This is a genomic window from Xenorhabdus cabanillasii (assembly GCF_003386665.1).
Classification (GTDB): domain Bacteria; phylum Pseudomonadota; class Gammaproteobacteria; order Enterobacterales; family Enterobacteriaceae; genus Xenorhabdus; species Xenorhabdus cabanillasii.
In genome coordinates this window covers 385979-409447 of the sequence record NZ_QTUB01000001.1, presented here as the reverse complement: position 1 = coordinate 409447, position 23469 = coordinate 385979, and the positions used below count along the sequence as shown (strand labels likewise).

At 43.9% G+C, this 23469-nt stretch carries 19 protein-coding genes; 6 read left to right on the top strand and 13 right to left on the bottom strand.

Translation table 11 applies throughout. The features are described 5' to 3' along the window. The first annotated feature begins 2 nt into the window (after nucleotides 1-2). Nucleotides 3-467, top strand: a complete 465-nt coding sequence (gene nrdG, locus BDD26_RS02040) for an anaerobic ribonucleoside-triphosphate reductase-activating protein (protein ID WP_115827473.1) — start codon at nucleotides 3-5, stop codon at nucleotides 465-467. 43 nt (nucleotides 468-510) lie between these two features. Here nrdG and BDD26_RS02035 read toward each other — a convergent pair whose 3' ends face one another. Next, entirely contained in the window at nucleotides 511-942 is a 432-nt protein-coding gene (locus BDD26_RS02035) for a YhbP family protein (RefSeq protein WP_115825409.1), read from the bottom strand. Between the two features lie 116 nt (nucleotides 943-1058). Further along, a complete protein-coding gene (bhsA, locus tag BDD26_RS02030; RefSeq protein ID WP_115825408.1) occupies nucleotides 1059-1310 on the bottom strand; it encodes a multiple stress resistance protein BhsA in 252 nt (83 codons plus the stop codon). 278 nt (nucleotides 1311-1588) lie between these two features. Here bhsA and BDD26_RS02025 point away from each other — a divergent pair, with 278 nt between their 5' ends. Then, nucleotides 1589-1885, top strand: a complete 297-nt coding sequence (locus tag BDD26_RS02025) for a GIY-YIG nuclease family protein (RefSeq protein WP_269667617.1) — start codon at nucleotides 1589-1591, stop codon at nucleotides 1883-1885. 83 nt (nucleotides 1886-1968) lie between these two features. Here the strand turns inward: BDD26_RS02025 and BDD26_RS02020 are convergent, their stop codons facing one another. The 4 genes from BDD26_RS02020 to BDD26_RS02000 form a co-directional block, all read right to left on the bottom strand. Beyond that, the gene (locus BDD26_RS02020) at nucleotides 1969-2472 is read right to left on the bottom strand and encodes a GNAT family N-acetyltransferase (RefSeq protein ID WP_038261539.1); all 504 of its coding nucleotides are present in this window, start codon (nucleotides 2470-2472) and stop codon (nucleotides 1969-1971) included. Nucleotides 2473-2766: 294 nt separating this feature from the next. After that, complete coding sequence (locus BDD26_RS02010) at nucleotides 2767-3930, bottom strand: ABC transporter permease (protein WP_115825407.1); 1164 nt, start codon at nucleotides 3928-3930, stop codon at nucleotides 2767-2769. After that, nucleotides 3927-5123 carry an ABC transporter permease gene (locus BDD26_RS02005; RefSeq protein WP_038261533.1) on the bottom strand — a complete coding sequence of 399 codons (1197 nt, stop codon included), beginning with the start codon at nucleotides 5121-5123 and terminating at the stop codon, nucleotides 3927-3929. The genes BDD26_RS02010 and BDD26_RS02005 overlap by 4 nt, the downstream gene beginning before the upstream one ends. A gap of 12 nt (nucleotides 5124-5135) precedes the next feature. Then, entirely contained in the window at nucleotides 5136-6107 is a 972-nt protein-coding gene (locus tag BDD26_RS02000) for an HlyD family secretion protein (protein WP_038261530.1), read from the bottom strand. 778 nt (nucleotides 6108-6885) lie between these two features. Here BDD26_RS02000 and BDD26_RS01995 point away from each other — a divergent pair. From BDD26_RS01995 to BDD26_RS01980, 4 genes are all read left to right on the top strand, one after another. Beyond that, nucleotides 6886-9879, top strand: a complete 2994-nt coding sequence (locus BDD26_RS01995; protein ID WP_115825406.1) for an inverse autotransporter beta domain-containing protein — start codon at nucleotides 6886-6888, stop codon at nucleotides 9877-9879. A gap of 164 nt (nucleotides 9880-10043) precedes the next feature. Further along, the gene (locus BDD26_RS01990; protein ID WP_115825405.1) at nucleotides 10044-11741 is read left to right on the top strand and encodes a sensor histidine kinase; all 1698 of its coding nucleotides are present in this window, start codon (nucleotides 10044-10046) and stop codon (nucleotides 11739-11741) included. Between the two features lie 2 nt (nucleotides 11742-11743). Then, nucleotides 11744-12463, top strand: coding sequence for a two-component system response regulator BtsR (gene btsR / locus BDD26_RS01985; protein ID WP_038261521.1), 720 nt, complete (start codon nucleotides 11744-11746; stop codon nucleotides 12461-12463). A 62-nt stretch (nucleotides 12464-12525) separates the two neighbouring features. Then, entirely contained in the window at nucleotides 12526-12921 is a 396-nt protein-coding gene (locus tag BDD26_RS01980; protein WP_115825404.1) for a hypothetical protein, read from the top strand. 251 nt (nucleotides 12922-13172) lie between these two features. On the opposite strand, the gene BDD26_RS01975 is transcribed toward BDD26_RS01980, so the two are convergent. The 7 genes from BDD26_RS01975 to infB all read right to left on the bottom strand — a co-directional run bounded on the left by BDD26_RS01975 (nucleotide 13173) and on the right by infB (nucleotide 23452). After that, on the bottom strand, nucleotides 13173-15086 hold the full coding sequence (locus BDD26_RS01975; protein WP_115825403.1) for a DEAD/DEAH family ATP-dependent RNA helicase: 1914 nt from the start codon (nucleotides 15084-15086) through the stop codon (nucleotides 13173-13175). A gap of 170 nt (nucleotides 15087-15256) precedes the next feature. Further along, the gene (gene nlpI, locus BDD26_RS01970; RefSeq protein ID WP_038261514.1) at nucleotides 15257-16141 is read right to left on the bottom strand and encodes a lipoprotein NlpI; all 885 of its coding nucleotides are present in this window, start codon (nucleotides 16139-16141) and stop codon (nucleotides 15257-15259) included. 201 nt (nucleotides 16142-16342) lie between these two features. Continuing rightward, nucleotides 16343-18496, bottom strand: coding sequence for a polyribonucleotide nucleotidyltransferase (gene pnp, locus BDD26_RS01965; RefSeq protein ID WP_038261511.1), 2154 nt, complete (start codon nucleotides 18494-18496; stop codon nucleotides 16343-16345). Nucleotides 18497-18800: 304 nt separating this feature from the next. Then, on the bottom strand, nucleotides 18801-19070 hold the full coding sequence (rpsO, locus tag BDD26_RS01960; RefSeq protein WP_038261508.1) for a 30S ribosomal protein S15: 270 nt from the start codon (nucleotides 19068-19070) through the stop codon (nucleotides 18801-18803). Nucleotides 19071-19218: 148 nt separating this feature from the next. Beyond that, on the bottom strand, nucleotides 19219-20163 hold the full coding sequence (truB, locus tag BDD26_RS01955; RefSeq protein ID WP_115825402.1) for a tRNA pseudouridine(55) synthase TruB: 945 nt from the start codon (nucleotides 20161-20163) through the stop codon (nucleotides 19219-19221). Continuing rightward, a complete protein-coding gene (gene rbfA, locus BDD26_RS01950; protein ID WP_038261504.1) occupies nucleotides 20163-20573 on the bottom strand; it encodes a 30S ribosome-binding factor RbfA in 411 nt (136 codons plus the stop codon). Before rbfA ends, truB begins: the two co-directional genes overlap by 1 nt. 107 nt (nucleotides 20574-20680) lie before the next feature. Next, the gene (gene infB, locus BDD26_RS01945) at nucleotides 20681-23452 is read right to left on the bottom strand and encodes a translation initiation factor IF-2 (RefSeq protein ID WP_115825401.1); all 2772 of its coding nucleotides are present in this window, start codon (nucleotides 23450-23452) and stop codon (nucleotides 20681-20683) included. Between the last annotated feature and the right edge of the window lie 17 nt (nucleotides 23453-23469).

Below are 23469 nucleotides of genomic sequence, written 5' to 3'. Positions count from 1 at the left end.
TCATGAATTACCATCAATATTATCCGGTTGATGTGGTTAATGGCCCCGGAACCCGCTGTACTCTGTTTGTGGCTGGCTGCTCCCATCAATGTCGTGGTTGTTATAACCAAAGTACATGGCGGGCTAACTCAGGTCGTCCCTTCACACAGGCTGTTGAAGATCAGATCATTGCTGATTTGAAAGATCTTCGTATCAAACGGCAAGGGATATCATTATCTGGCGGCGATCCTCTTCATCCCTCTAATACACCCGATATTCTCAAACTGATCAAACGGATAAAGAGAGAGTGCCCGGATAAAGATATCTGGCTATGGACAGGTTATCTACTCCACGAGTTAAGCGCTCTCCAACAAGAAATTGTCAGTCATATTAATGTGTTAGTTGACGGGAAATTCGAACAGGCTTCGTACGATCCGGCGTTAATCTGGCGAGGCAGTAGTAATCAGGTTATTCACTATTTACGATAATTAATTACGATAATTTTATGATACGAAATTTGCAGCACTGATACTAACGCCGCCAGTGTAATTTTTTGCCAAAGCCAAGAGTGTTATCCACCATTTTTATCTCATTCAGGTTCAATTGCCAAATAGGCGATTTTGCTGTTATCGCAATAGGAAAGCGGTGGCAGTAGCTTGCTCTGGCAACTGTTTCATCCTTACCTGTTAATGGAACGACTTCGCCACGAAACTGAATGCCTCTGATCTGGGAAACATTGTGAATTTGCCCGGCAATAGTACCTGCAACTACGGCGTTTTCCTGCATCATTTTACCGTGGCGGGTATCAGGTTCAGTCATAAACCAGAGTGCCATTTTATCGACATCAAAAGCATAGAAACAATTTGCGCACCATAAATCCTGATTTGAAGAAGTACAAATTGTGAAGACATGTTGCTCGGCAAGGTACTGGCAGATCGTTAAGATATTTTTATTCAATTCCATCTAATTCCATATTGTTATATTTGCTTATCTCAACCAGAACACATCTGGATATTGATCCAGCCATGTGTTCTGATATTTGTACAGTAGTATAAGATTTAATCTGATTTAACTATAAGTTATTTATAGATTTCTGCAACACCATGCAGTTTATTGTCGCCAGTAGCAGAAATAATGCGGAAATAAGATGCTCCAGCTTTGTCAGCTTTTTTGGATAACTCTTCTGTCAGGTTATCCAGTGTTTCTGCTCCCGTCACAGAAACAACTCCAATCTTCTCCCCTGTAGCATTTCTCACTTCAGTTGCCGCAAAAGAACCGAATGAAACAGCACATAGTGTTAAAACAGCGGCAATAAATTTTGCATTTCTCATTTTTAGATCCTTTGTCTACTTTTCAATATAAAGAGTGTCTCTCTGTGATTTGGATCAAGTTATACGCTTCTTCAAAAAATGATAATTAGCAATTATTGCTATAGTTTTTCAGTTATTTTGAATAAAAAATACTGCCACTTACTGTTAATAAATATGTAATTTAATATAATTCATCATGTTGCATTGTTCCAAAAACCACAATGCAGTCTATGGCCTCATAATGATTTAATCCCATACCGTATTTATACATTTGTAACTATTTAATATAAATAATGAATATTAACAAATCTGATTGGTATCTTTACTTGATAAAAACCCAGAATGGTTCTTTATATACCGGAATTACTACAGATATTTCCCGTCGTCTGATACAACACAGTAGCGGAAAAGGGGCGAAAGCTTTGAGGGGAAAAGGCTCATTGACTCTGGTCTATCACAGTTTGGTACGGGACAAGAGCACGGCATTAAAGCTGGAATACCGAGTAAAGCAGCTAAACAAACAGCAAAAAGAGAGGCTGGTTACAACCCAGCCTGTCTGTATAACAACCTATTTGTCAGAGACTTCATCAGAATAGACGTTGTTGCCAGAGTATCTCCGGCATTACTTCAGCGTGTATTTACTACTTCTGTATTTACATCTTGTAATTACATCTTATAGTTACACATAGTCAAAATGACTGGGATATGTGACTAAACCATGACAATCATCCAGCGAGACATCAGCCAGTGTGTAAATCTGAAAGAATTCCTCACGATCAGGCCATTGGCAATGTAATTGGTACTCTTTAGCAAGCCTGAAACCAAAACGGTGATAATATTCAGGTTTACCAAGCACGACTACTGCGCCATAACCGAACTCATTCAGGCTATCCAATCCTTCATACACTAACTTCTCACCAATGCCCTGACGACGATACGGTTCAGACACTACCAATGGCGCCAATCCAACCCAATTATGATCCTGACCATTGATGTCAACAGGTGTGAAACCAACATAGCCAATCACGTGACCTTCATCGTCAGTCGCAACAACACCCAGCGTCAACAAGCCATCTTCTCTTAATCGATGAACTAACTCAGCTTCTGACGATGTCTCAAAGGATTCTCGCAGCAAGCGATCAATACCCATGGCATCAACCGGAATTTCGACCCTGATTAACATGACGATAACGCGCGATCGTTCTGATCTGCGCCCTCTTTTTGTTCCGCTTTGATAAATTCAGCTAACGATAATAAACCAAAACGGAAAGTGGATTTTACCTAACACAAGTCAGATCCCTTTTCGTGAAAAGGAACATGTTATTTTGCCAAAATACTGTGATATTTCCTGATACTATCTCAAGCATTGATAATAAAATTCTATCACTGAGATCCAGTAAATCAGCACCAGTGACATTTGCACGGAACCCGTCCCAAATCAATATATTTTCATTATCAGTCTGACGATAATTCTTGATTATTGTTTATTCTTTCGCTGCCGTTTCATAAAAATCCTCAGTCCCCTCAGCTCACCATTACGCAACATCCCAACCAAAATCCCCAGGATCATGTACACGACACCAAGGAACAGGATCATTGCAATATCTCCCAACATACTTTGTAAGGGCATGTTCATTTGATTTATGCCTGCGATAATTTTGGTTGCCCATGTGGATGGCAAAGCGGATGAAATCGCTCTTACCCAACCGGGCATCGCCTGAACCGGCCAGATAGTCCCCGAAATATAGAAAACAGGAGTAGTGATAAACGCCAATGTCAGATAAATCATTTCCACACTGCGCAAACACTCCGTTACCAGTTTCCCTAACCCCAACACTGCCAGCAGGAACGGGAAAGTTATCAGCAATAATTGATAAATTGGTGCATCCTGCCGATATCCCAGTACCCATGGCCACAAAACAAAAAAGATCACAGACAGAAACAACCAAATAGGCAACAGCGCAGACAAAGCACCCAGATAGACAGGAAGTGGAGGCTTACCGTTAGGAGTGCCACGTATGGTGATACTCACACGTACACAAGCAATCAACAAAGAGTGCTGCAAAAGCATCACCAGTAGTCCGGGAAAAACAATTGCGGCATAACTGATCCCCGGATTGAATAATCCAATGGTTTCTCCTTTAATCGGTTGTAGCAGTACTTTCACCTGTTCCGTATTGAAACCCGATTTCAGCAGTAACTGTGTATTATATTCAGATAATAACTGTTGATACGCCAACGCCAAATCCTGCTGAATCTGCCCATTAGCAAGACGGTTGGTCGCGTCACCATAAACCGGTACTGTCACATTTTTTCCGCCTAAAAGACGTTTTTCAAAATCCGGCGGCACAATGATAATGGCGAAGATTTCCCGTCGTAACATGTCATTACGGGCGTTAGCAAGACTAACGTAGCTTTTGGTTTCAACTTTCGCCGTCGCATCAATGTGGCGGATCAGTGCACGGCTCATGTGACTGTTGTCCTGATCAATAATCGCAACGGGCAGATCCCATAATGTAGGGCGGACATAAACCAGACTCATCACACACAGAGAAACAATCAGCATTAACCACAAGGGTTTTTCCAGCATTCCCAACAATACATTGCGGAAAGTTTGCCAATATATCTTCCAGTTATTCATTTATCTGCTTCCTCTGCATCATTAACTTTTCCTGGCTGGTTAAGCCGTTTCCACAAGCGATTACGGATCAACAAGGCACAAACCAAAGGATAAATCATCAATAGCATGCAAATATGCAGGATGATTTTTAATGACACTTCCCGCAGAAAGATATCGAACATGGCATTTAAAGCGTGAGTCAATGGCTCCAGATTCGAAATAACTCTTGCCGGCCATACCATTGATAATTCAGGCACCACCATGCCAGAAAATGACATCGCAATACTGACCAGCATTCCGATTAGCGAATAAGCCGTCAATGCACTACTGGTGAAAGTAAACAGTAATAAACCGATACTTTGAGCCGCAATCACATAGAAAAATCCAACAATCGGCATATATATCGGGTTACCTGCAACTTTGGCATCAGAAAATGCAACCAATGCTGCAATTTCTATCATCAACAACAGGGTAAAAATCAAGGTGTAAGGCGCAAGTTTTCCTAATAAAGCCGGTACAAAAGATTTTGCGCTTAAGAGCTGCTTTCCTCTTGCCATCGTATAAATAGTACAGGTCACGACGAAAAGCTGTAATAAATGGATGGTTGCAGCAAATTGCTGGTAATAGATATAACTGCCACTGGTATTGAACAGGCTGTCATAAGACATCGCCGCTTTAGCAAGTGGTGGAAGCTGACGACCAATTTCAGACGCAATAATTTCACGATATTTGGCATTTGTTTCTGCCATCAATCCGCTGAAGTCCTGAACGGAATAACGCCCTGAACCATAAAACAAGGCATTATAATAGATGCTCACTGTTGGCTGTTTACCACTCAATGCATCTTTTTCTAGATCGTGGGGGATATAGAGTAAAGAGTAATCCTTTGCACTCCCCAATCTCTCTAATGATTCTGTCAGGCCATTATCATAAGTTTTGATATCAGCGTGAGGTGCCGCATTTAAGTTGCGGATTAATGTGCGTGATAAGGTACTGTGATCATTATCCACTACTGAAACAGGCAGGTTTAGCAGTGTTCCTTCCGAAAAATTGGCACTGATTAAGATAAACAGCAACAGAGGAAACAGCCAACTCAGCCAGTGAAAAATCGGGCTACGGACTGCAACCACCAGCTCGCGGGTAAACGCATGCTTAAAGCTGTGCCATCCAAAACCACGCCATTCAAGGACATGCCCCGCAGCTTTTCTGCTCATCAAGCTGCCACCTTATTTATCCCAGTGCCATAATGCACTCATTCCCGGACGCAGCCCATCAACAGGTTGTAGTGGGTATAAACGCACTTCAAATGTTCTCAGATCAAAGTCACCTGTCGCACGAGTTGCCCGTTTTGTTGCGTAATCGCCCATTGGAGCGATATAACGTACTTCTGCCTCAATATCTTTATTAGCCAAAGCCGGTACACGCAATGTCACTTTGTCACCTTTACGGACTTTAGCCAGAATATCTTCGCGCAAGTTATAGACAAAGTAAGCTTCAGGCATACGTACTAATGTTGCCAATGGGCTATTGGCATTGAAAAGTTGCCCGATCTCCGCCGGAAGTGGCCCAACTTCACCATCAACGGGAGCTTTTACCTGTAGATCATGACTCTGAATTTTTAACTCCTGTAATTTTTCTTCAGCTTCATTCAATGCCGCCTGATATTGTTGCCGTAATTCTATACGATCACCATTTTTCCCTGCATCCAGCTCCGCTTTTGCTGACAGCATTTTCTGGTAAGCAATATCACGTGCATTTCGTGCGTTATCCAATTCACTGGCAGATGAATAACCTTTGACTGAAATATTACTGAGTCGCTCAAATTCACGTTGAGCATTTTTATATCCAAATTCAGCCTGTAAGTAGGCTGCTTCCAGACTGCGAATATTTTCTTCTCGTGTTCCATGCAGAGATAAATTGAGTTTTGCTTTGGCCTGATCACGGGCGGCTTGGGCTGCGGCAACTTTTGCAATCAGTTCAGGGCCATCGAGGCTTACCAATAGTTGCCCGGCTTTTACGTCGTCTCCCCTCCTGACGTGAAGCGCAATCACTCTTCCAGAGGCTTTAGATGCAATGATGACCTCAGGCGCTTCAACCTCTCCCTGCAACAATAAGTCCTGATCATGTGAGCGAAAAAGCACAGCCATTGCGGTCAGAAAGATAATCAGCAATATTGTGAAAAGTGTTCTTTTCTTCATTATGTTTTGTAAGCTCCAGGCATACTACTCGATCAAAATTCGTCAGCGATTACCAAATTAGTTTAGCTGTACCGGCCTAGTGTGACACTATCTTCATAAACTCTTTTTAGAAATTCGTGCGCCTGATCATTGACAAAAATGAAATGCTTTATGTAGCCATTTATCACATTATATACCCAACCAATTTCAAGTGGCAGTAAGACGGGAAATTAACACATTCCCTCAATTCGACTTGCTATCTGATTATTTTTATTTCTTAAAATAAATTCATAAGTTAATATTTAATTATGAATTAGAAATAAAGTTCTTACTGAATCCACATTGCAGAATATTCTCCAATGAAAAATCAAAGAATAATAAAAATAAAAACTAATGATAATTATCAACGAATATTTAAATGTCAAAAAACCCCTTATATTTAAGGCTATTTTATCCCTTCCCCATATAATCCTTGTTCATATAATATATATAAATTTCAACATTATGCTTTAATTCAAATAAATATAAAAATCATGTTTTAATCTCATAAAAATACGTATAAATCGCCTGTTATTTTTTATTTTCAATGCCTGATATAGAAAGTAACATTGACCACTAAATAATTTTATGCTGGAATAAAAAACACATATATAAGATATGTCAGATCAATAATCCTTGCGTTAACAAGTTAACAATTTTTTTGTTAACCAATTTGTGATGTCTCAAATAAAGCAATACCGTTTTGTCCCTCTTTTATTTCGCCATCACCTGACGCTGTTACTATTACAGGTTTATTTTTATGCACAAAAAACTTGATAAATCCTGGGCACAAAATCAGCAATATTTGCTGAAACGAATAGCCTGGGTGAATATTATCGCCCAATTTGCGTTCCCACTTGCTGGCACATTTACTCCTATTATCGCCGTCGCCAGAACGCATACGATTTCTCAACATTCCCCTCAGGCAATACCAACTGAGCCTTATATTTTGAAGCCGGGAGAAACGATCCATACAATAGCTCAACGTTACAGTTTCACCATTAATCAACTTAAAGAAATAAATAAATTCCGGACTTTCAGCAAACCGTTTCCAGTACTTGGGGTTGGTGATGAAATTGATGTCCCCAAATCTCGCCCTAATAAATATTTACCATTCAATTACTTTTCATCAGAGTCATTTGCCGGAACCGATGATACAGAACGCAAGCTGGCTAATGCGGCTACCCGCGTCGGTGAGATACTGAACAGCAATAAAGCAAGCGACAGCGCAATAAACCAGATAAGCAATTTAGCGGTGGGAGAAGCCAGTCAACAACTCCAGAGCTGGCTGAGATCTTACGGTACAGCGCGTGTACAAGCTAATATTGACAAAAGAGGTCGTCTGGATGGCAGTCAACTTGATATGTTGCTACCTCTGTATGACAGCAAAAGTAAAATGGACTTCACTCAATTTGGCCTGCGCCGCATTGATAAACGCAATACCATTAATATCGGTATCGGGCAACGTCAGTTTTTTGATAGCTGGATGCTAGGATACAATGCTTTTCTGGATCACGATCTTACCGGAGATAATACCCGGCTTGGCCTCGGTGCAGAGTACTCCCGCGATTATCTGAGACTAGGCATGAACGGCTATTTTCGCTTAAGTAACTGGAAAGAATCGCATTTACTGAAAGATTACGATGAACGCCCTGCCAATGGGTTCGATCTGAAAGTACAAGGGTATCTCCCCGCTTTGCCACAACTTGGCGGTAAGTTGGTATATGAACAATATTTTGGCGATGAAGTTGGGTTAATCAATAAAGATCACCGCCAAAAGAATCCCTCAGCCTTTACTGCCGGAATTAATTATACGCCTGTCCCATTGCTGACTTTCGATATTGACCGCAAACAAGAGATGTCCGGCAATGGAAATACTCAATTCAATATAGAGCTGAACTATGACATCGGTACACCATGGTCAACACAGATTGATCCCGATGCCGTGATATTCAAACATACGCTACAAGGCGGTCGTTATGATCTCGTTGAGCGTAATAATCAAATTGTTTTGGAATTTCGTAAACGTGAAGTCATTAGTCTGACATTAGATAGATTGATTTCCGGTCATGCCGGTGAAATCAAACCTATTCATCTTAGAGTAAACAGTAAATATGGCCTGAAAACGATCCAATGGGAGGTTGAAAGCTTGCTTGCCAACGGAGGCAAGATCAAACGACAAAACAGTAATACCTACCTGCTGACCCTGCCGAAATATCATCGTCAAGGCAACAACACTTACATCATAGGTGCTATTGCCTACGATGAGCATGGCAATGCTTCCAGACGAGCAGAAACTCAGGTTCAGGTATTACAAGCACAGGCAAGTGCTGACAAATCTAGGTTCACCGCAAAAGACAGTGATCTGTCAGCAGATGGTCACTCCACCACTATCCTGAAATTGACACTGAAAGATGAGAACGGTAATCCAATGCCTGATGCTGCTAAGGATATCAAACTCATGAGTAGTAAATTAAGTGGGACCGGTAAAGATCCTCAGATTGGGCAAATAAAAGAAACTCAACCAGGGATCTATGAAGCATTACTCACCGCTGGTGAAAAAATTGGGGTGTTGACCATTACACCTGAAGTGAAAAGCTTTGATATTAAACCAATAGAGATCACCTTTTTTCGCCCTGACCAACCCATTATTAAAGATCTCAGCATGTCAGGCAGATTAGAAATGGGGAATATCCTCAGTGCAACCTATACCTTCCATGCTAATAACGGAAAAAACGTAGACAAATCACGCTATGTGTGGGGAGATAAAGGGAACATTGATATTACCAAAGGCAGTACTATCGTCGAATCGGGTAAGATCCCCGGTTATACATTGACCCTGTCAGATGCAGGTAAAGTAAAAGCACTTATTGTTCAGGCACAGAATGGCCTCCGCATTACCGGGAATACCAAAACGATTGATACCACCGTGGATCAAGAGAAAGGTAACCATACCTATGGTGGCACTGAAGGCGGAAAAGTTAAAGGGATTGCTGATAATCTGGAAGTCACTATCAATACAGGAAAAGTTAAAAAAGGCGAAACAGTCATTCTGAATATTAAGGCATTCAATCACGGGCAACCTGTAAAAAATGTCCCTATAGAAATGAAAGCAACCAGAGCACTAAACCGTCAGGAAGTTCCTCAAACAGTTACTGCGCTGATAAACAGTGAGTCAGGGCACTACCAAGGAATAACGGGAGATCAGGGTAGTTTATCGCTCCCCATCATCGATCCAAATGGACTCGGCGTAAAAACGACCTTGCAAATAAAAGCTTATGGTGTCTCAAATCCGAAAACTGAAGATGTTATTTTTACTGTCGTGACCAGCCCTGATTCTAAATACGCAAATTTTTGGGGACATATGGCTGAAACGGTGACAAATACAAACGGAACCATTTTTGACCGACCTCTGTTACAAGCCGAGTTAGCAGTTATGGGCATGAAAGGAATAACTACTTATACTGAAAACGGTGAAATTTGGCCGCGCCGAGTTTATAAAGGCGCTGTATGGTATTGTAAAAAAATGCATAAAAAATTACCGACAGCAGAAGACTTAGCCAGCCTGTACCAGGCACATCAACAAAATGCGATGCATGAACTGTACGGCTGGCCACAATTCCGTTCTTATCGTTCTTCAGCACCCGGAATAGATGAACACGGGAAAAATGCTCATTTCGCCGTGAATATAGATGATGGTACAGTTCATGTTATTAACGATATAGTCACCGATTACGTTATCTGCACTGAATAACCCTATTCCTATTTATTTCGTCAAAAAATCCTCAATAAATCCGCCCTTGCCTAAGAGGGCGGATATACCCCATGAATACGAATACCCATTGACGGCGTTAAATTCAAGCTTCGATAATGACCGTATAAATTTATTCATCGTTATCAAACATGCCGTGAAAAAATATGTATGAATTTAACCTCGTTTTACTACTGCTCCAGCAGATGTGTATTTATCTGGTGATTGCCTGGCTACTGAGTAAAACACCTCTGTTCATTCCTTTACTGCAAGTGAGTATTCGCTTACCTCATAAGCTCATGTGTTATGCCATTTTCTCCATCTTCTGCATCATGGGAACATATTTCGGTCTGCATGTTAATGATTCTATTGCTAATACCCGTGCTATTGGTGCTGTATTAGGTGGTTTCCTCGGCGGGCCAGCAGTCGGAGCGATGGTAGGATTCACAGGAGGATTGCATCGCTATTCCCTTGGTGGGATGACCGCATTCAGTTGTATGGTATCCACCATTATAGAAGGCATTATTGGCGGTCTTGTACACAGTTATTTAATCAAGCAGGGCAAGATCAATAAGTTACTTAATCTATGGACTGCGGCGATTGTGACATTCTTTGCCGAATGTGCTCAGATGGGAATTATTCTGCTGTTTACTAACCCTTTCAATGAAGCATTTAATTTAGTGAAAAATATCGCCGCTCCTATGATCATCGCTAACAGTATCGGGGCAGCTATGTTTATCCGCATCTTGCTGGACAGACGCGCCATATTCGAAAAATATACCAGTGCTTTTTCTGCCCAGGCCCTGAAAATTGCGGTATGTACCGAAGGGATATTACTTAAGGGATTTAATGAAGCTAACAGCATGCGTGTAGCAAAAGTTATCTATCAGGAACTGGAAATCGGAGCTGTCGCAATTACTGATCGGGAAAAACTACTGGCATTTATCGGTATTGGTTCTGACCATCACTTGCCGGGTACGCCCATTGCTTCCGAGCAATCACATCGTGCGATAGCAAATAACGAAGTCGTCTACGCTGATGGTAACGAAACCCCCTATTGCTGTTCTCTTAGTCCCATTTGCAAATTGGGTTCAGCACTGGTTATTCCTCTGCGGGGAGAAAATCAGCAAGTGATCGGTACGATAAAATTGTATGAAGCCAAAAACCGTTTATTCAGTTCGATCAACCGGACATTAGGCGAAGGAATTGCCAGCTTGCTTTCTGCCCAAATCCTTGCGGGACAATATGAACGGAATAAGCAGTCTCTGTTACAATCAGAAGTGAAACTACTTCACGCACAAGTGAATCCTCACTTTTTATTTAATGCCCTGAATACATTACAGGCGGTGATCCGACGCGATAGCCAGCAAGCGGGTCAGCTTGTGCAGTACCTTTCGACATTCTTTCGTAAAAATCTGAAGCGACCAGAAGAAATCGCCACACTACAAAATGAAATAGAGCATGTAAATGCTTACTTACAAATTGAAAAAGCGCGATTCTGTGAACGTCTCCAGATAACCATAGATATACCGGAGTCTCTGCGTTATGCCAAATTGCCGGCATTTTCCCTGCAACCTATGGTCGAGAATGCAATTAAACATGGCACGTCACAGTTACTGGATACCGGAAGAATTACGATTAGAGCCTACCAGCAAACCAATCTGCTATTGGTAGAAATTGAAGATAATGCGGGGCTTTATTGCCCGAAAAAAATGGGGGATGGACTTGGAATGAGCCTGGTAGATAAGCGCCTGCGGCTTCGCTATGGTGAACATTATGGTGTGCATGTTGATTGCCAACCAGAAGAATTTACCCGTGTCATTTTATGTTTACCATTGGAAAAAGAGGCTGATAAGGCAGCGTAAGTATGAATGTATTAATTGTTGATGATGAGCCACTGGCTCGTGAGAATTTACGTTGCCTGTTGGAAGAGGAAACAGATATTCAAATCATCGGTGAATGTGCCAATGCAGTAGAAGCAATTGGCACCATTCATCGTCTGAAACCGGATGTGGTTTTCCTTGATATTCAAATGCCCCGCATCACCGGACTTGAAATGGCAGGTATGCTCGATCCTGAACATCGCCCTTATATCGTTTTTCTTACCGCTTTTGATGAATATGCAATACAGGCGTTTGAAGAGCATGCGTTTGATTATCTGCTAAAACCGCTGGAAAAGGAGCGACTGAGCAAGACATTACAACGACTGCGTTCAGGTTATCAAAAACAGAGTCTGACAGACTTACAACCCGAAAATGAGCAACTGAAATATATTCCCTGCACAGGGCACAGCCGGATATGGCTGATGCAACTGGATGATGTGCTGTATATCACCTCACGTTTGAGTGGTGTATATGTGATGAGTGCCAACGGACAGGAAGGTTTTACTGAATTGACCTTACGCACTCTGGAAATCCGTACTCCCCTGACTCGCTGCCATCGTCAGTATCTGGTCAATATGACCCATTTACGGGAGATTATTTTTGGGGAAAACGGTCAGGCGGAATTGGTATTGCGCAATGATGAACGAATTCCTGTCAGCCGACGTTACTTAAAGCCTCTTAAAGAAGAACTGGGATTAACTTAATCATTTTTGCAGGGATAATGTCTGTACCCTCTACCATTATCCAAAATAAAATAAGGAAATGTATGGCCGATCTCTATCTAAAAATCAAAACCAACCAGATGCTCCTGAAAAATCTCAACAATCAAAAAGAACTGAGTATTACAGGAAATTTCAGTACTTCTCGCTTACTGGTTGGTGATTTTTATAATGCAAAACAACAGTTGCATCTGCTGCTTAAGCAACATGGAATTATGCGATTCGTTGACAGATTCTTCGGACGCAGTCATCGGATACTTATCCATCCATTAGAGCAATCCGAAGGCGGGCTTTGTTCCGTAGAAGAGCGTGTACTATTAGAAGTGGCCTATGGTAGCTCTCAGCCCAGAATGAGAAAAATTGTTATTCATCAAGGTGAACGCTTACTTTCAGATACAGAAGTTAAAGATAAACTACGATCTAATCCAAAGCCAGCAATCTGATACCGGCAAAAAAGTTGAGGCATATTTTGCCAGGAAACACGAAGATCTACGTCGCCGTTTAGGAACTAAATAATACAGCTATTATCGCACATCCTAATTCTACCCAGCTTGGCAGGTACGGCCAGAAAATGGCTACGAAAATGAAAACACTGGAAACATAAAAAACCCTTTCTCTTTATAGGAGAAAGGGCTTATTTCAATTCGATATTTCAGCGTGTTATTGCTAACACGAAGCAACAATCAACGGCGTATTACACGTTACCGTTGCTTTGTTGCTGACGACGACGTTGTCCACCACCGTTGAAATCGTCATTATTGCGACCACGGAAAGAACCACGTTCACCGCCACCACGGCGCTCATTATTAAAACGACGACCACCACCGTTACCAAAACCGTCACGATCACGACGTGAGCCATTGCCACCATTACCGTTTCCGTTGCGGCCACCACCACGGCGCTCACGGCGTTCAAATGGCTGTGCATCTCCCACCAACTGCATGTTCATTGGTTTGTTCAGAATACGGGTACGGGTAAAGTGAGACAATACCTCTCCCGGCATCCCTTTTGGCAGCTCAATTGTGGAGTGCGTTGCGAACAGTTTGATGTTGCCGATGTAGCGGCTGCTGATATCACCTTCGTTAGCAATAGCACCAACAATGTGGCGTACTTCAACACCATCGTCACGACCCACTTCAATGCGGTACAGTTCCATATCGCCAACATCACGGCGCTCACGACGAGGACGATCGCCTCTATCTCCTCTGTCACGCTCACCAAAGCCATTACCATTACGGCGACGGTCGTCACGATCATTGAATTCACGACGAGGACGACGAACCGGATCTGGTGGCAGGATCAGTGAGCGTTCACCCTGTGCCATTTTCAGCAATGCCGCAGCCAATGTTTCCATATCCAACTCGTCACTGGTGCCCAATTTAGACAACAGAGCACGATATTGATCCAAGTCGCTGCTTTCCAACTGCTGTTGAACGTTAGCAGCAAATTTCTCCAAACGACGCTGGCTCAGAAGTTCAGCATTCGGCAGCTCTACTTCCGGGATGGTCAGCTTCATAGTGCGTTCAATATTACGCAGCAGGCGGCGTTCACGGTTTTCAACAAACAGCAGCGCACGACCGGCACGACCGGCACGACCTGTACGGCCGATACGGTGTACATATGACTCAGCATCCATCGGAATGTCATAGTTAACAACCAGACTGATACGGTCAACATCCAAACCACGGGCGGCAACATCTGTTGCGATCAGAATGTCCAAACGGCCATTTTTTAAACGCTCCAGAGTCTGTTCACGCAGAGCCTGATTCATATCACCATTCAGTGCCGCAGAGTTATAACCATTACGCTCAAGCGTTTCTGCCACTTCCAGAGTCGCATTCTTGGTACGGACAAAAATAATCGCCGCATCAAAATCTTCTGCTTCAAGGAAACGTACCAGTGCTTCATTTTTACGCATACCGTAAACAGACCAGTAACTCTGGCTGATATCCGGACGGTTGGTTACGCTGGTCTGAATGCGAACTTCTTGTGGCTCGTTCATGAAACGACGAGTGATACGACGAATCGCTTCAGGCATAGTCGCTGAGAACAATGCCGTCTGATGTTCTGCCGGGATCTGGCTCATGATGTTTTCAACATCTTCAATAAAGCCCATACGCAGCATTTCGTCAGCTTCGTCCAGTACCAGACCTTTCAGGTTAGACAGATCCAACGTACCACGCTTCAGGTGATCCAACAGACGACCCGGTGTTCCCACTACAACTTGTGGCCCCTGGCGCAAAGCACGCAATTGAACGTCATAACGCTGTCCACCATAGAGCGCGACAACATTCACACTACGCATATGTTTGGAAAAATCTGAACATGCTTCAGCAACCTGTACCGCCAGTTCACGGGTCGGTGCTAACACAAGGATCTGTGGAGCTCTAAGCTCAGCATCAATATTATGCAGTAAAGGCAAGCTGAAAGCTGCGGTTTTACCGCTACCAGTCTGCGCCATACCTAGCACGTCACGACCATTTAACAGGTGAGGAATACATTGCTGTTGAATTGGTGAGGGCTTCTCGTAGCCCATGTCTTGCAGTGCGGAAAGAATAGGTGCTGATAACCCTAAATCAGCAAAAGAGATTTCAGTCTCAGTGGTCATGTAATGGTGCCTCATTGATCGTGGCGGCCAGTCTACATAACACAGTGAAAAGAATTTCTATCATTTTCATTTAAAATGTGAACTGGCTCAAATTATGTTATAAAACGAACAAACAAGTCCCCACCTCTTAAGATGTGGACTTAAAAATCTGTCGTGAAAATGTTCGTCAGCTATTGTTGGTTCGATTCTGATAGGTCATCTTGTCTTTGGCCTAGCAGCGCCAATTCCAACAATGCATAGCGATGCTCAACAAAGTTATGGACATTGTTAGCTACCGTTAGCTTGAATAACGCAACTGCGCTATCCTCATCCCCCAGACTTAGGTAATGCTTACCTAAATAGAAGTCAGTTTCACTGAGATGCTCAGCGAGCGAAGTGTTATCTGTCGAACCCTGTTTCAGGCGTTCCATCAGTGTCTTCTCACTGATCTTACCCAAATAGAATTCAACAATATTCCAGCCCCATAGCCCCCGGTTCGTTTTGTCAAAGCGGTGCGACAAATTAGTCATTGCAACCTTAGGATCGATTTTCTCTTCCACAAGGTACAACCACAACGAACGGAAGGGATCATTTGGATCGTCTTGATAAAACGCCTGCAGATCATCCTGCGCTAAACGATAACGGCCACCGTAATACAGTGCAATTCCGCGATTCATTCGCGCGTAGTTGTAAGTTGGATCAAGCTCTAAAACAGAATCAAACGCTTCATAGGCAGCATCAAAATTGCCTGCCTGCGTAAAATAAATCCCCAAATAATTAAAAATCTCGGGGATATCAGGGCGGATAGACAAAGCCACTGAAAAATCATTTTGTGCCAATGCCCTCAGCCCGAGGCTATCATACAGCACACCTCTTTCATATAAAAGCTGTGCATACTCATCTTCCTTAAGAGAGCGGCTCGCAAGTATTTGTTCCATGCGCGCCAGAATAACCTCTTGTTGCAATGTTGGTTGAAGTGGAATAGCAAAAACTTCATTTTTACGCCACTCAGTGCTGCCACATCCTATAAGGAGAAAAATAGCTGCAACGTAATACCAGCGCAGAAAAGAATTCATTTCCCACTCCCGAAGTCAGACATTAATCAGAATGCCCTGTTACTCCACCCACGGTTGTTCCACCCACATTGTGTATTTCAGGCATCCTGCCCGAAATGGCTGCCCCCTTTATCTTTCAAATTGCCCTTTGTTGGCGACAATTCGAAATTTATTGGGGATAAACGGCGCCCTTTTTACAGGACACCGTTCTTTACGTCAAATTTATTCTACTGATGATTCCGGTGATTGTGATACTTCATCGGTAATATTCAGCATAGTATTAACTACTGCTTCTTTCATGCTCAGGCGAATACGACCCTGACGGTCAATTTCCAGCACCTTGACAGGAACTTCCTGACCAATCTGTAAATAATCAGTTACTTTCTCTACACGCTTGTCTGCGATCTGAGAAATATGCACCAATCCCTCTTTACCACCGCCAATTGCAACAAATGCACCAAAGTCAACAATACGGGTGACTTTACCAGTATAAATACGGCCAACTTCGACTTCAGCAGTAATCTCTTCAATACGCCTGATAGCATGACTCGCTTTTTCACCATCAGTCGCTGCGATCTTCACAGTACCGTCATCTTCGATTTCGATAGTTGTGCCTGTTTCTTCAGTCAGAGCACGGATCACGGAACCACCTTTACCGATCACATCTTTGATCTTATCTGGATTTATCTTGATGGTGTGAATACGTGGCGCAAATTCAGAAATATCATTACGTGGACTCTGGATTGCCTGCTCCATTACGTTCAGTATGTGTAAACGAGCACCTTTGGCCTGATTCAAAGCAATCTGCATGATTTCACGGGTGATACCTTCAATTTTGATGTCCATCTGCAATGCGCTGACACCATCACGGCTACCCGCAACTTTAAAGTCCATATCACCCAGATGATCTTCATCACCCAGAATGTCAGAAAGAACCACAAAGTTATCGCCTTCTTTCACCAGCCCCATGGCGATACCTGCAACTGCTGCCTTAATCGGCACACCTGCATCCATCAGTGCCAGTGAAGCACCACAGACGGAAGCCATAGAAGAGGAACCATTGGATTCAGTAATTTCAGAAACCACACGAACGGTATACGGAAACTCGTTGATGCCAGGCATTACCGCCAGAACACCACGCTTCGCCAAACGACCGTGACCAATTTCACGACGTTTTGGCGAACCAACCATACCCGTTTCACCAACAGAGTATGGAGGGAAGTTGTAATGGAACAGGAAGCGATCTGTGTACTCTCCCATCAGTTCGTCGATCACCTGTGCATCACGTTCAGTACCCAGTGTTGCTGTAACCAGTGCCTGAGTTTCACCACGGGTAAACAGAGATGAACCGTGAGTACGTGGCAATACGCCAGTACGAACGTCCAGTGCACGAACCATATCTTTTTCACGACCATCAATACGAGGCTCACCACGCAGAACACGCCCACGAACGACGTTTTTCTCCAGAACAGACAATACTTCAAGCACTTCTGTCTCTTCCAGTTCAACGCTATTTTCTGCTGCTTCTGCCAGAATAATTGCAGAAACTTCTTCTTTGATAGTATCAACCTGAGCGTAACGCTCTTGTTTTTCAGTAATGCGATAAGCATCACCCAGACGGCTTTCTGCCAACTCCGCAACACGATTATGCAGAGATTGGTTGACAGGCTCTGGTGCCCAATCCCACTTCTCTTTACCCGCTTCAGCAGCCAGTGCATTGATGTTATCAATCACAATCTGCTGTTGTTCATGGCCGAACACCACCGCACCCAGCATCTGTTCTTCTGTCAGCAGATCCGCTTCGGATTCAACCATCAGTACAGCGCTTTCAGTACCTGCAACAACCAAATCCAAACGGCTGTTTTTCAGCTCATCGCTGGTTGGGTTCAATACATACTGATCATTGATATAACCAACACGTGCTGCACCAATTGGGCCATTGAATGGAATGCCAGACAATGCCAACGCCGCAGAAGAACCAATCATAGCAACGATGTCCGGATGAACCTGTGGGTTTACGGAAACAACGGTTGCAATGATTTGAACTTCGTTCAGGAAACCTTCCGGAAACAGCGGGCGCAGTGGACGGTCGATAAGACGGGCAACAAGGGTTTCACCTTCACCCGGACGGCCTTCACGACGGAAAAAACTGCCAGGAATACGGCCAGCAGCATATGTACGTTCTTGATAATTAACAGTCAGTGGGAAGAAATCCTGACCTGGTTTCACTTTTTTCTGACCAACAACGGTAACAAATACCGCAGTGTCATCCATATTTACCATAACAGCCGCTGTCGCCTGACGAGCCATCATGCCTGTTTCGATGGTCACAGTGTGCTGACCATACTGGAATTTACGAACAATCGGATTCAGCAAAATAATATTCCTTCGTTAGTGTTGCTGCCTTTTAAATATCAGCAACAATGGATATTCTCTTCATTGCTACACCCTCACGACTAATGACAGCGCTTAATCCCCTTTGTCTTTCAAGTGCAGCTTTGTCAGCCGCGCTATAACTTGGCATCTACCGGGTATATCCTTTTAAGTACTCTCATTAGCCGCGCGAGTCACTGTAGCTGAAGAGGTTCAAATATTTCAGAAACGGAATTTAAGTTTCTTAAATTCTACTTTCTAGAAGAAAAGGGGCCCCGATAGGCCCCTTTCCACTGAAACTCATCAATTAGCGACGCAGTCCCAGACGCTCAATCAGTGCGGTGTAACGTGCCAGATCTTTACGCTTCAGGTAGTTCAGCTGGTTACGACGCTGTGCAACCATACGCAGCAGACCACGACGGCTGTGGTGATCTTTTTTGTGCTCTGCAAAGTGGCCTTGCAGATGGTTGATTTGTGCAGTCAGCAGGGCAATCTGAACTTCGCTAGAACCACTGTCGTTAGCGCCACGGCCAAACTCAGCAATAATCTGCGCTTTTGCTTCAGTACTTAGAGACATAGTATAACTCCAAATAAATAATAGATTACGAATGAAGAGTGCCGATCTCTAATTCAGCCACTCATATACAGGCGCATTATTCTACGCTGCAAATAGGTGAAGCGCAAGATAGCCCCAAAAATGCTTACTTTTGATATGATATTCAGTTTTAACTCTCATAAGTTTCAACTACCAAGCGGCGCGGAGCCACTAGATCATCATCATCAATCACAGCAATACCGATGAATTTGTTTTCATCTCCTTCGGTAACGCGTACCCACTCACCAGATGGTAAACGGTGCTGGCTACGAACAGGCTGTCCCTGTTTAAAATAAACAGCAACAACAGATGTCAGATGAATTACAGGGAAATGCACAACTGCCGTATCCATCGGTAACAGCAATGGATCGAGCAATTCTCCTGCTTCAATCTGTTGTCTTTCCGCCTGTTCTTTTAACTCATACAGCTGTTCCAATGTCACCATTCTATGATTAGGATAATTGGCAACCTGCAAACGACGCAGATAAATCACATGGGCACCACAACCCAACAACTCTCCTAAATCGTCAATGATCGTGCGGACATAAGTCCCTTTAGAACAGTGGATTTCCAGCTCCAGTTCATCACCTTCCCAGCGAATGAACTGTAATTCATAAACAGTAATCGGACGTGCTTCCCGCTCAACTTCAATACCTTGACGAGCATATTCATACAGCGGTTTTCCCTGATGTTTTAATGCAGAGTACATGGAAGGAACCTGCATGGTATCACCACGGAATGTCTCCAATGCCGCATCAAGCTGAGCCGGAGTCACCTGAACTTCACGTTCACAAATGATTTTTCCATGTGAATCGGAAGTATCAGTGCGCTGTCCTAAACGGGCAATGACTCTATAGCGCTTGTCAGAATCCAGCAAAAACTGAGAAAACTTGGTCGCTTCACCCAGACAAATCGGCAACATTCCGGTTGCCAGCGGATCTAACGCACCTGTATGACCTGCTTTGCTGGCATTAAAGACCCGCCTTACTTTCTGTAAGGCGTCATTGGAGGAAATATCCTGCGGCTTGTCCAGCAACAGTACGCCGTGTATCGCACGACCCCGACGACGCCCCATTACTTGTCCTCATTATGATCCGCAGAAGCACGACGCTGCTCGTCATTTTTTACGACATTAGTCACCAGATTTGACATGCGCATCCCTTCTATCAAAGTACTGTCGTAAGAAAACGTCAGTTCAGGAATAATACGCAGACGCATCGCTTTACCCAGCAAAGAACGAATAAACCCAGAGGCTTCATTCAATGCCTTAATACCCTCTTGAACCTTATCTGAATCATGTTCTTCCACTAACACATTCAGAAAAGTCACAAATACTTTGGCATAAGCCAGATCGCGGGAAACCTCAACACCGGAAACTGTTGCCATGCCGATACGGGGATCTTTAACTTCACGCTGTAAAATGATGGCAATCTCTTTTTGCATTTCTTGTGCAACGCGCTGAGTACGACTGAATTCTCTTGCCATTGTTTTATCTCCTGACATTTTGGGGGGCATTAAGCCCCCCAAGAATGGATGAATCTATACCCGTCTTTCAAGCTGCTACCTGAAATCTATTGGGCAATTGTGGTTTTTTAATCGATGGAGCGTTTAATTTCAACAACTTCGAAGACTTCTATCATATCGCCAACACGAACATCATTGTAGTTCTTCACACCAATACCACATTCCATGCCATTACGAACTTCGTTAACGTCATCCTTAAAGCGACGCAGGGATTCCAGTTCACCTTCGTAGATAACCACGTTATCACGCAGGACACGGATTGGATTATTACGTTTAATGGTGCCTTCTGTCACCATACAGCCAGCAATTGCACCAAATTTCGGTGATTTAAAGACATCACGGACTTCTGCCAGCCCCATGATTTGCTGTTTGTATTCTGGAGCCAACATACCGCTCATTGCCTGTTTGATTTCATCAATCAAGCTATAGATAACGGAGTAATAACGCAGATCAACACTTTCGTTTTCAATGATCCGACGTGCAGAAGCATCAGCACGGACATTGAAGCCCAGAATGATTGCGTTGGATGCTGCCGCAAGCGTTGCGTCAGTTTCAGTGATACCACCCACGCCGGAGCCGATAATTTTCACTTTCACTTCGTCGGTAGACAACTTCATCAGTGAATCACAAATCGCTTCGCACGTACCCTGAACGTCGGTTTTCAGAACGATATTCAGTTCAGATACTTTACCTTCTTCCATGTTAGCAAACATGTTTTCCAGTTTAGATTTCTGCTGGCGAGCCAGTTTCACTTCACGGAATTTGCCCTGACGGTACAGTGCCACTTCACGGGCTTTCTTCTCGTCACGTACAACAGTTGCTTCATCACCCGCAGATGGCACGTTGGACAGACCAAGGATTTCCACTGGCATAGATGGGCCGGCAGACATGACTTCCTGACCAAGTTCGTTACGCATCGCACGGATACGTCCATATTCGAAACCGCACAGAACGATATCACCTTTGTTCAGAGTACCAGACTGTACCAGAATGGTAGCAACAGGACCGCGGCCTTTATCCAGGAAGGATTCAATGACCACACCATTTGCCATACCAGTACGAACTGCATTCAGCTCCAGAACTTCAGCTTGCAGCAGGATAGCTTCCAGCAATTCATCAATACCAATACCAGCTTTAGCAGATACATTGATGAACTGGTTTTCACCACCCCAGTCTTCCGGAATAATGCCGTACTGTGACAGTTCATTCTTCACGCGATCCGGATCAGCTTCTGGTTTATCAATTTTGTTAACCGCAACAACAACCGGCACACTAGCTGCTTTGGCATGCTGGATAGCTTCGATAGTCTGGGGCATCACGCCATCATCCGCAGCGACAACCAGAACAACAATGTCGGTTGCCTTAGCACCACGAGCACGCATGGAGGTAAACGCAGCGTGGCCTGGAGTATCCAGGAAGGTGATCATGCCTTTTTCAGTTTTCACATGATATGCACCAATATGCTGGGTAATACCACCCGCTTCACCGGAGGCTACTTTGGTTGAACGGATGTAATCCAACAAAGAGGTTTTACCATGGTCAACGTGACCCATGATGGTAACCACAGGCGCACGAGGCTCTGCCTGAGTTTCACCGGTGTCACGATCGCTCATCAGCGCTTCTTCCAGTTCGTTTTCACGACGCAGGATAACTTTGTGCCCCATTTCTTCAGCAACCAATTGAGCTGTTTCCTGATCGATAACCTGATTAATGGTCGCCATTGCCCCCATTTTCATCATGGTTTTGATGACCTGAGAACCTTTAACAGCCATCTTGTTAGCCAGTTCGGCAACGGTAATGGTTTCACCAATCACTACATCACGGTTAACAGCTACTACAGGTTTGGTAAAGCTCTGCTGCAAAGCGGAAGTTTTGCGCTGTTTGCCTTTAGTACGACCGACTGCACGTGCTTCTTCACGATCAGCTTTCGATTCAGAATGTTTGTTATTTTTCTTCTGGCGGGAGGACTTGCCGCCACGGGTGCGGGTGCGGCGATCGCCTTCAACTTTAGCGTCATTCTCATCTTCCGCATCACGGGCATGACGGGAAGTGGTTACATGATAGTCATTGCTGTCATTAAAATCAGAGTCGTCAGACCATTTATCCTGATTTTCCTCTGCCATGCGGCGGGCTTCTTCTGCTACACGTCTTGCTTCTGCTTCAACTTTACGACGCATCTCTTCTTCAGCTTTGCGTTTTAAATTTGCTGCTTCAGCTTCACGACGCGCTTTTTCAGTTTGCGCTGCTGGCTCAGTTTGCACTGGTTTTGATTTCTTTTCGGTATGTTGCTTAGTCACTTTTTCTTTTTCCGCTGCCTCACGCTGAGCCTTTTCAGGCTCTTCACATTTGGCTTTTTCTTCTGCTTCACGTTGAGCTTGCTTTTCTGCTTCGCGTTTTGCCTGTTCTTCCGCGTTACGTTTCGCTTGCTCTTCCGCGAGTTTCTTCGCTTCAGCTTCAAGCCGCGCCTTTTCTTCTGCCTCGCGCCGAGCCTGCTCTTCCGCTTCACGCTTCGCCTGTTCTTCCGCTTTAGCTTGTTCAATCGCGTCACGGTTCACATATGTGCGTTTTTTACGGACTTCAATCGCTACCGATTTACTTTTGCCACCGGTGCCAGGAACGTTCAGTGTACTGCGCGTTTTACGCTGTAGTGTTAATTTATCTGGCTGGCCGCCAGTACCGCCTTGTTCGCGGTTCAGATAGGCCAGCAAAGCTTCTTTTTCTTTCTGGGAAACAGAGTCAGTTGCGGTTTTCTGGATGCCAGCATCAGCGAATTGCTGGATCAGGCGTTCAACCGATGTCTGGATCTCTTCTGCCAGTAATTTTACGGTTACCTCTGTCATTCTGTTCCTTCCTGCTA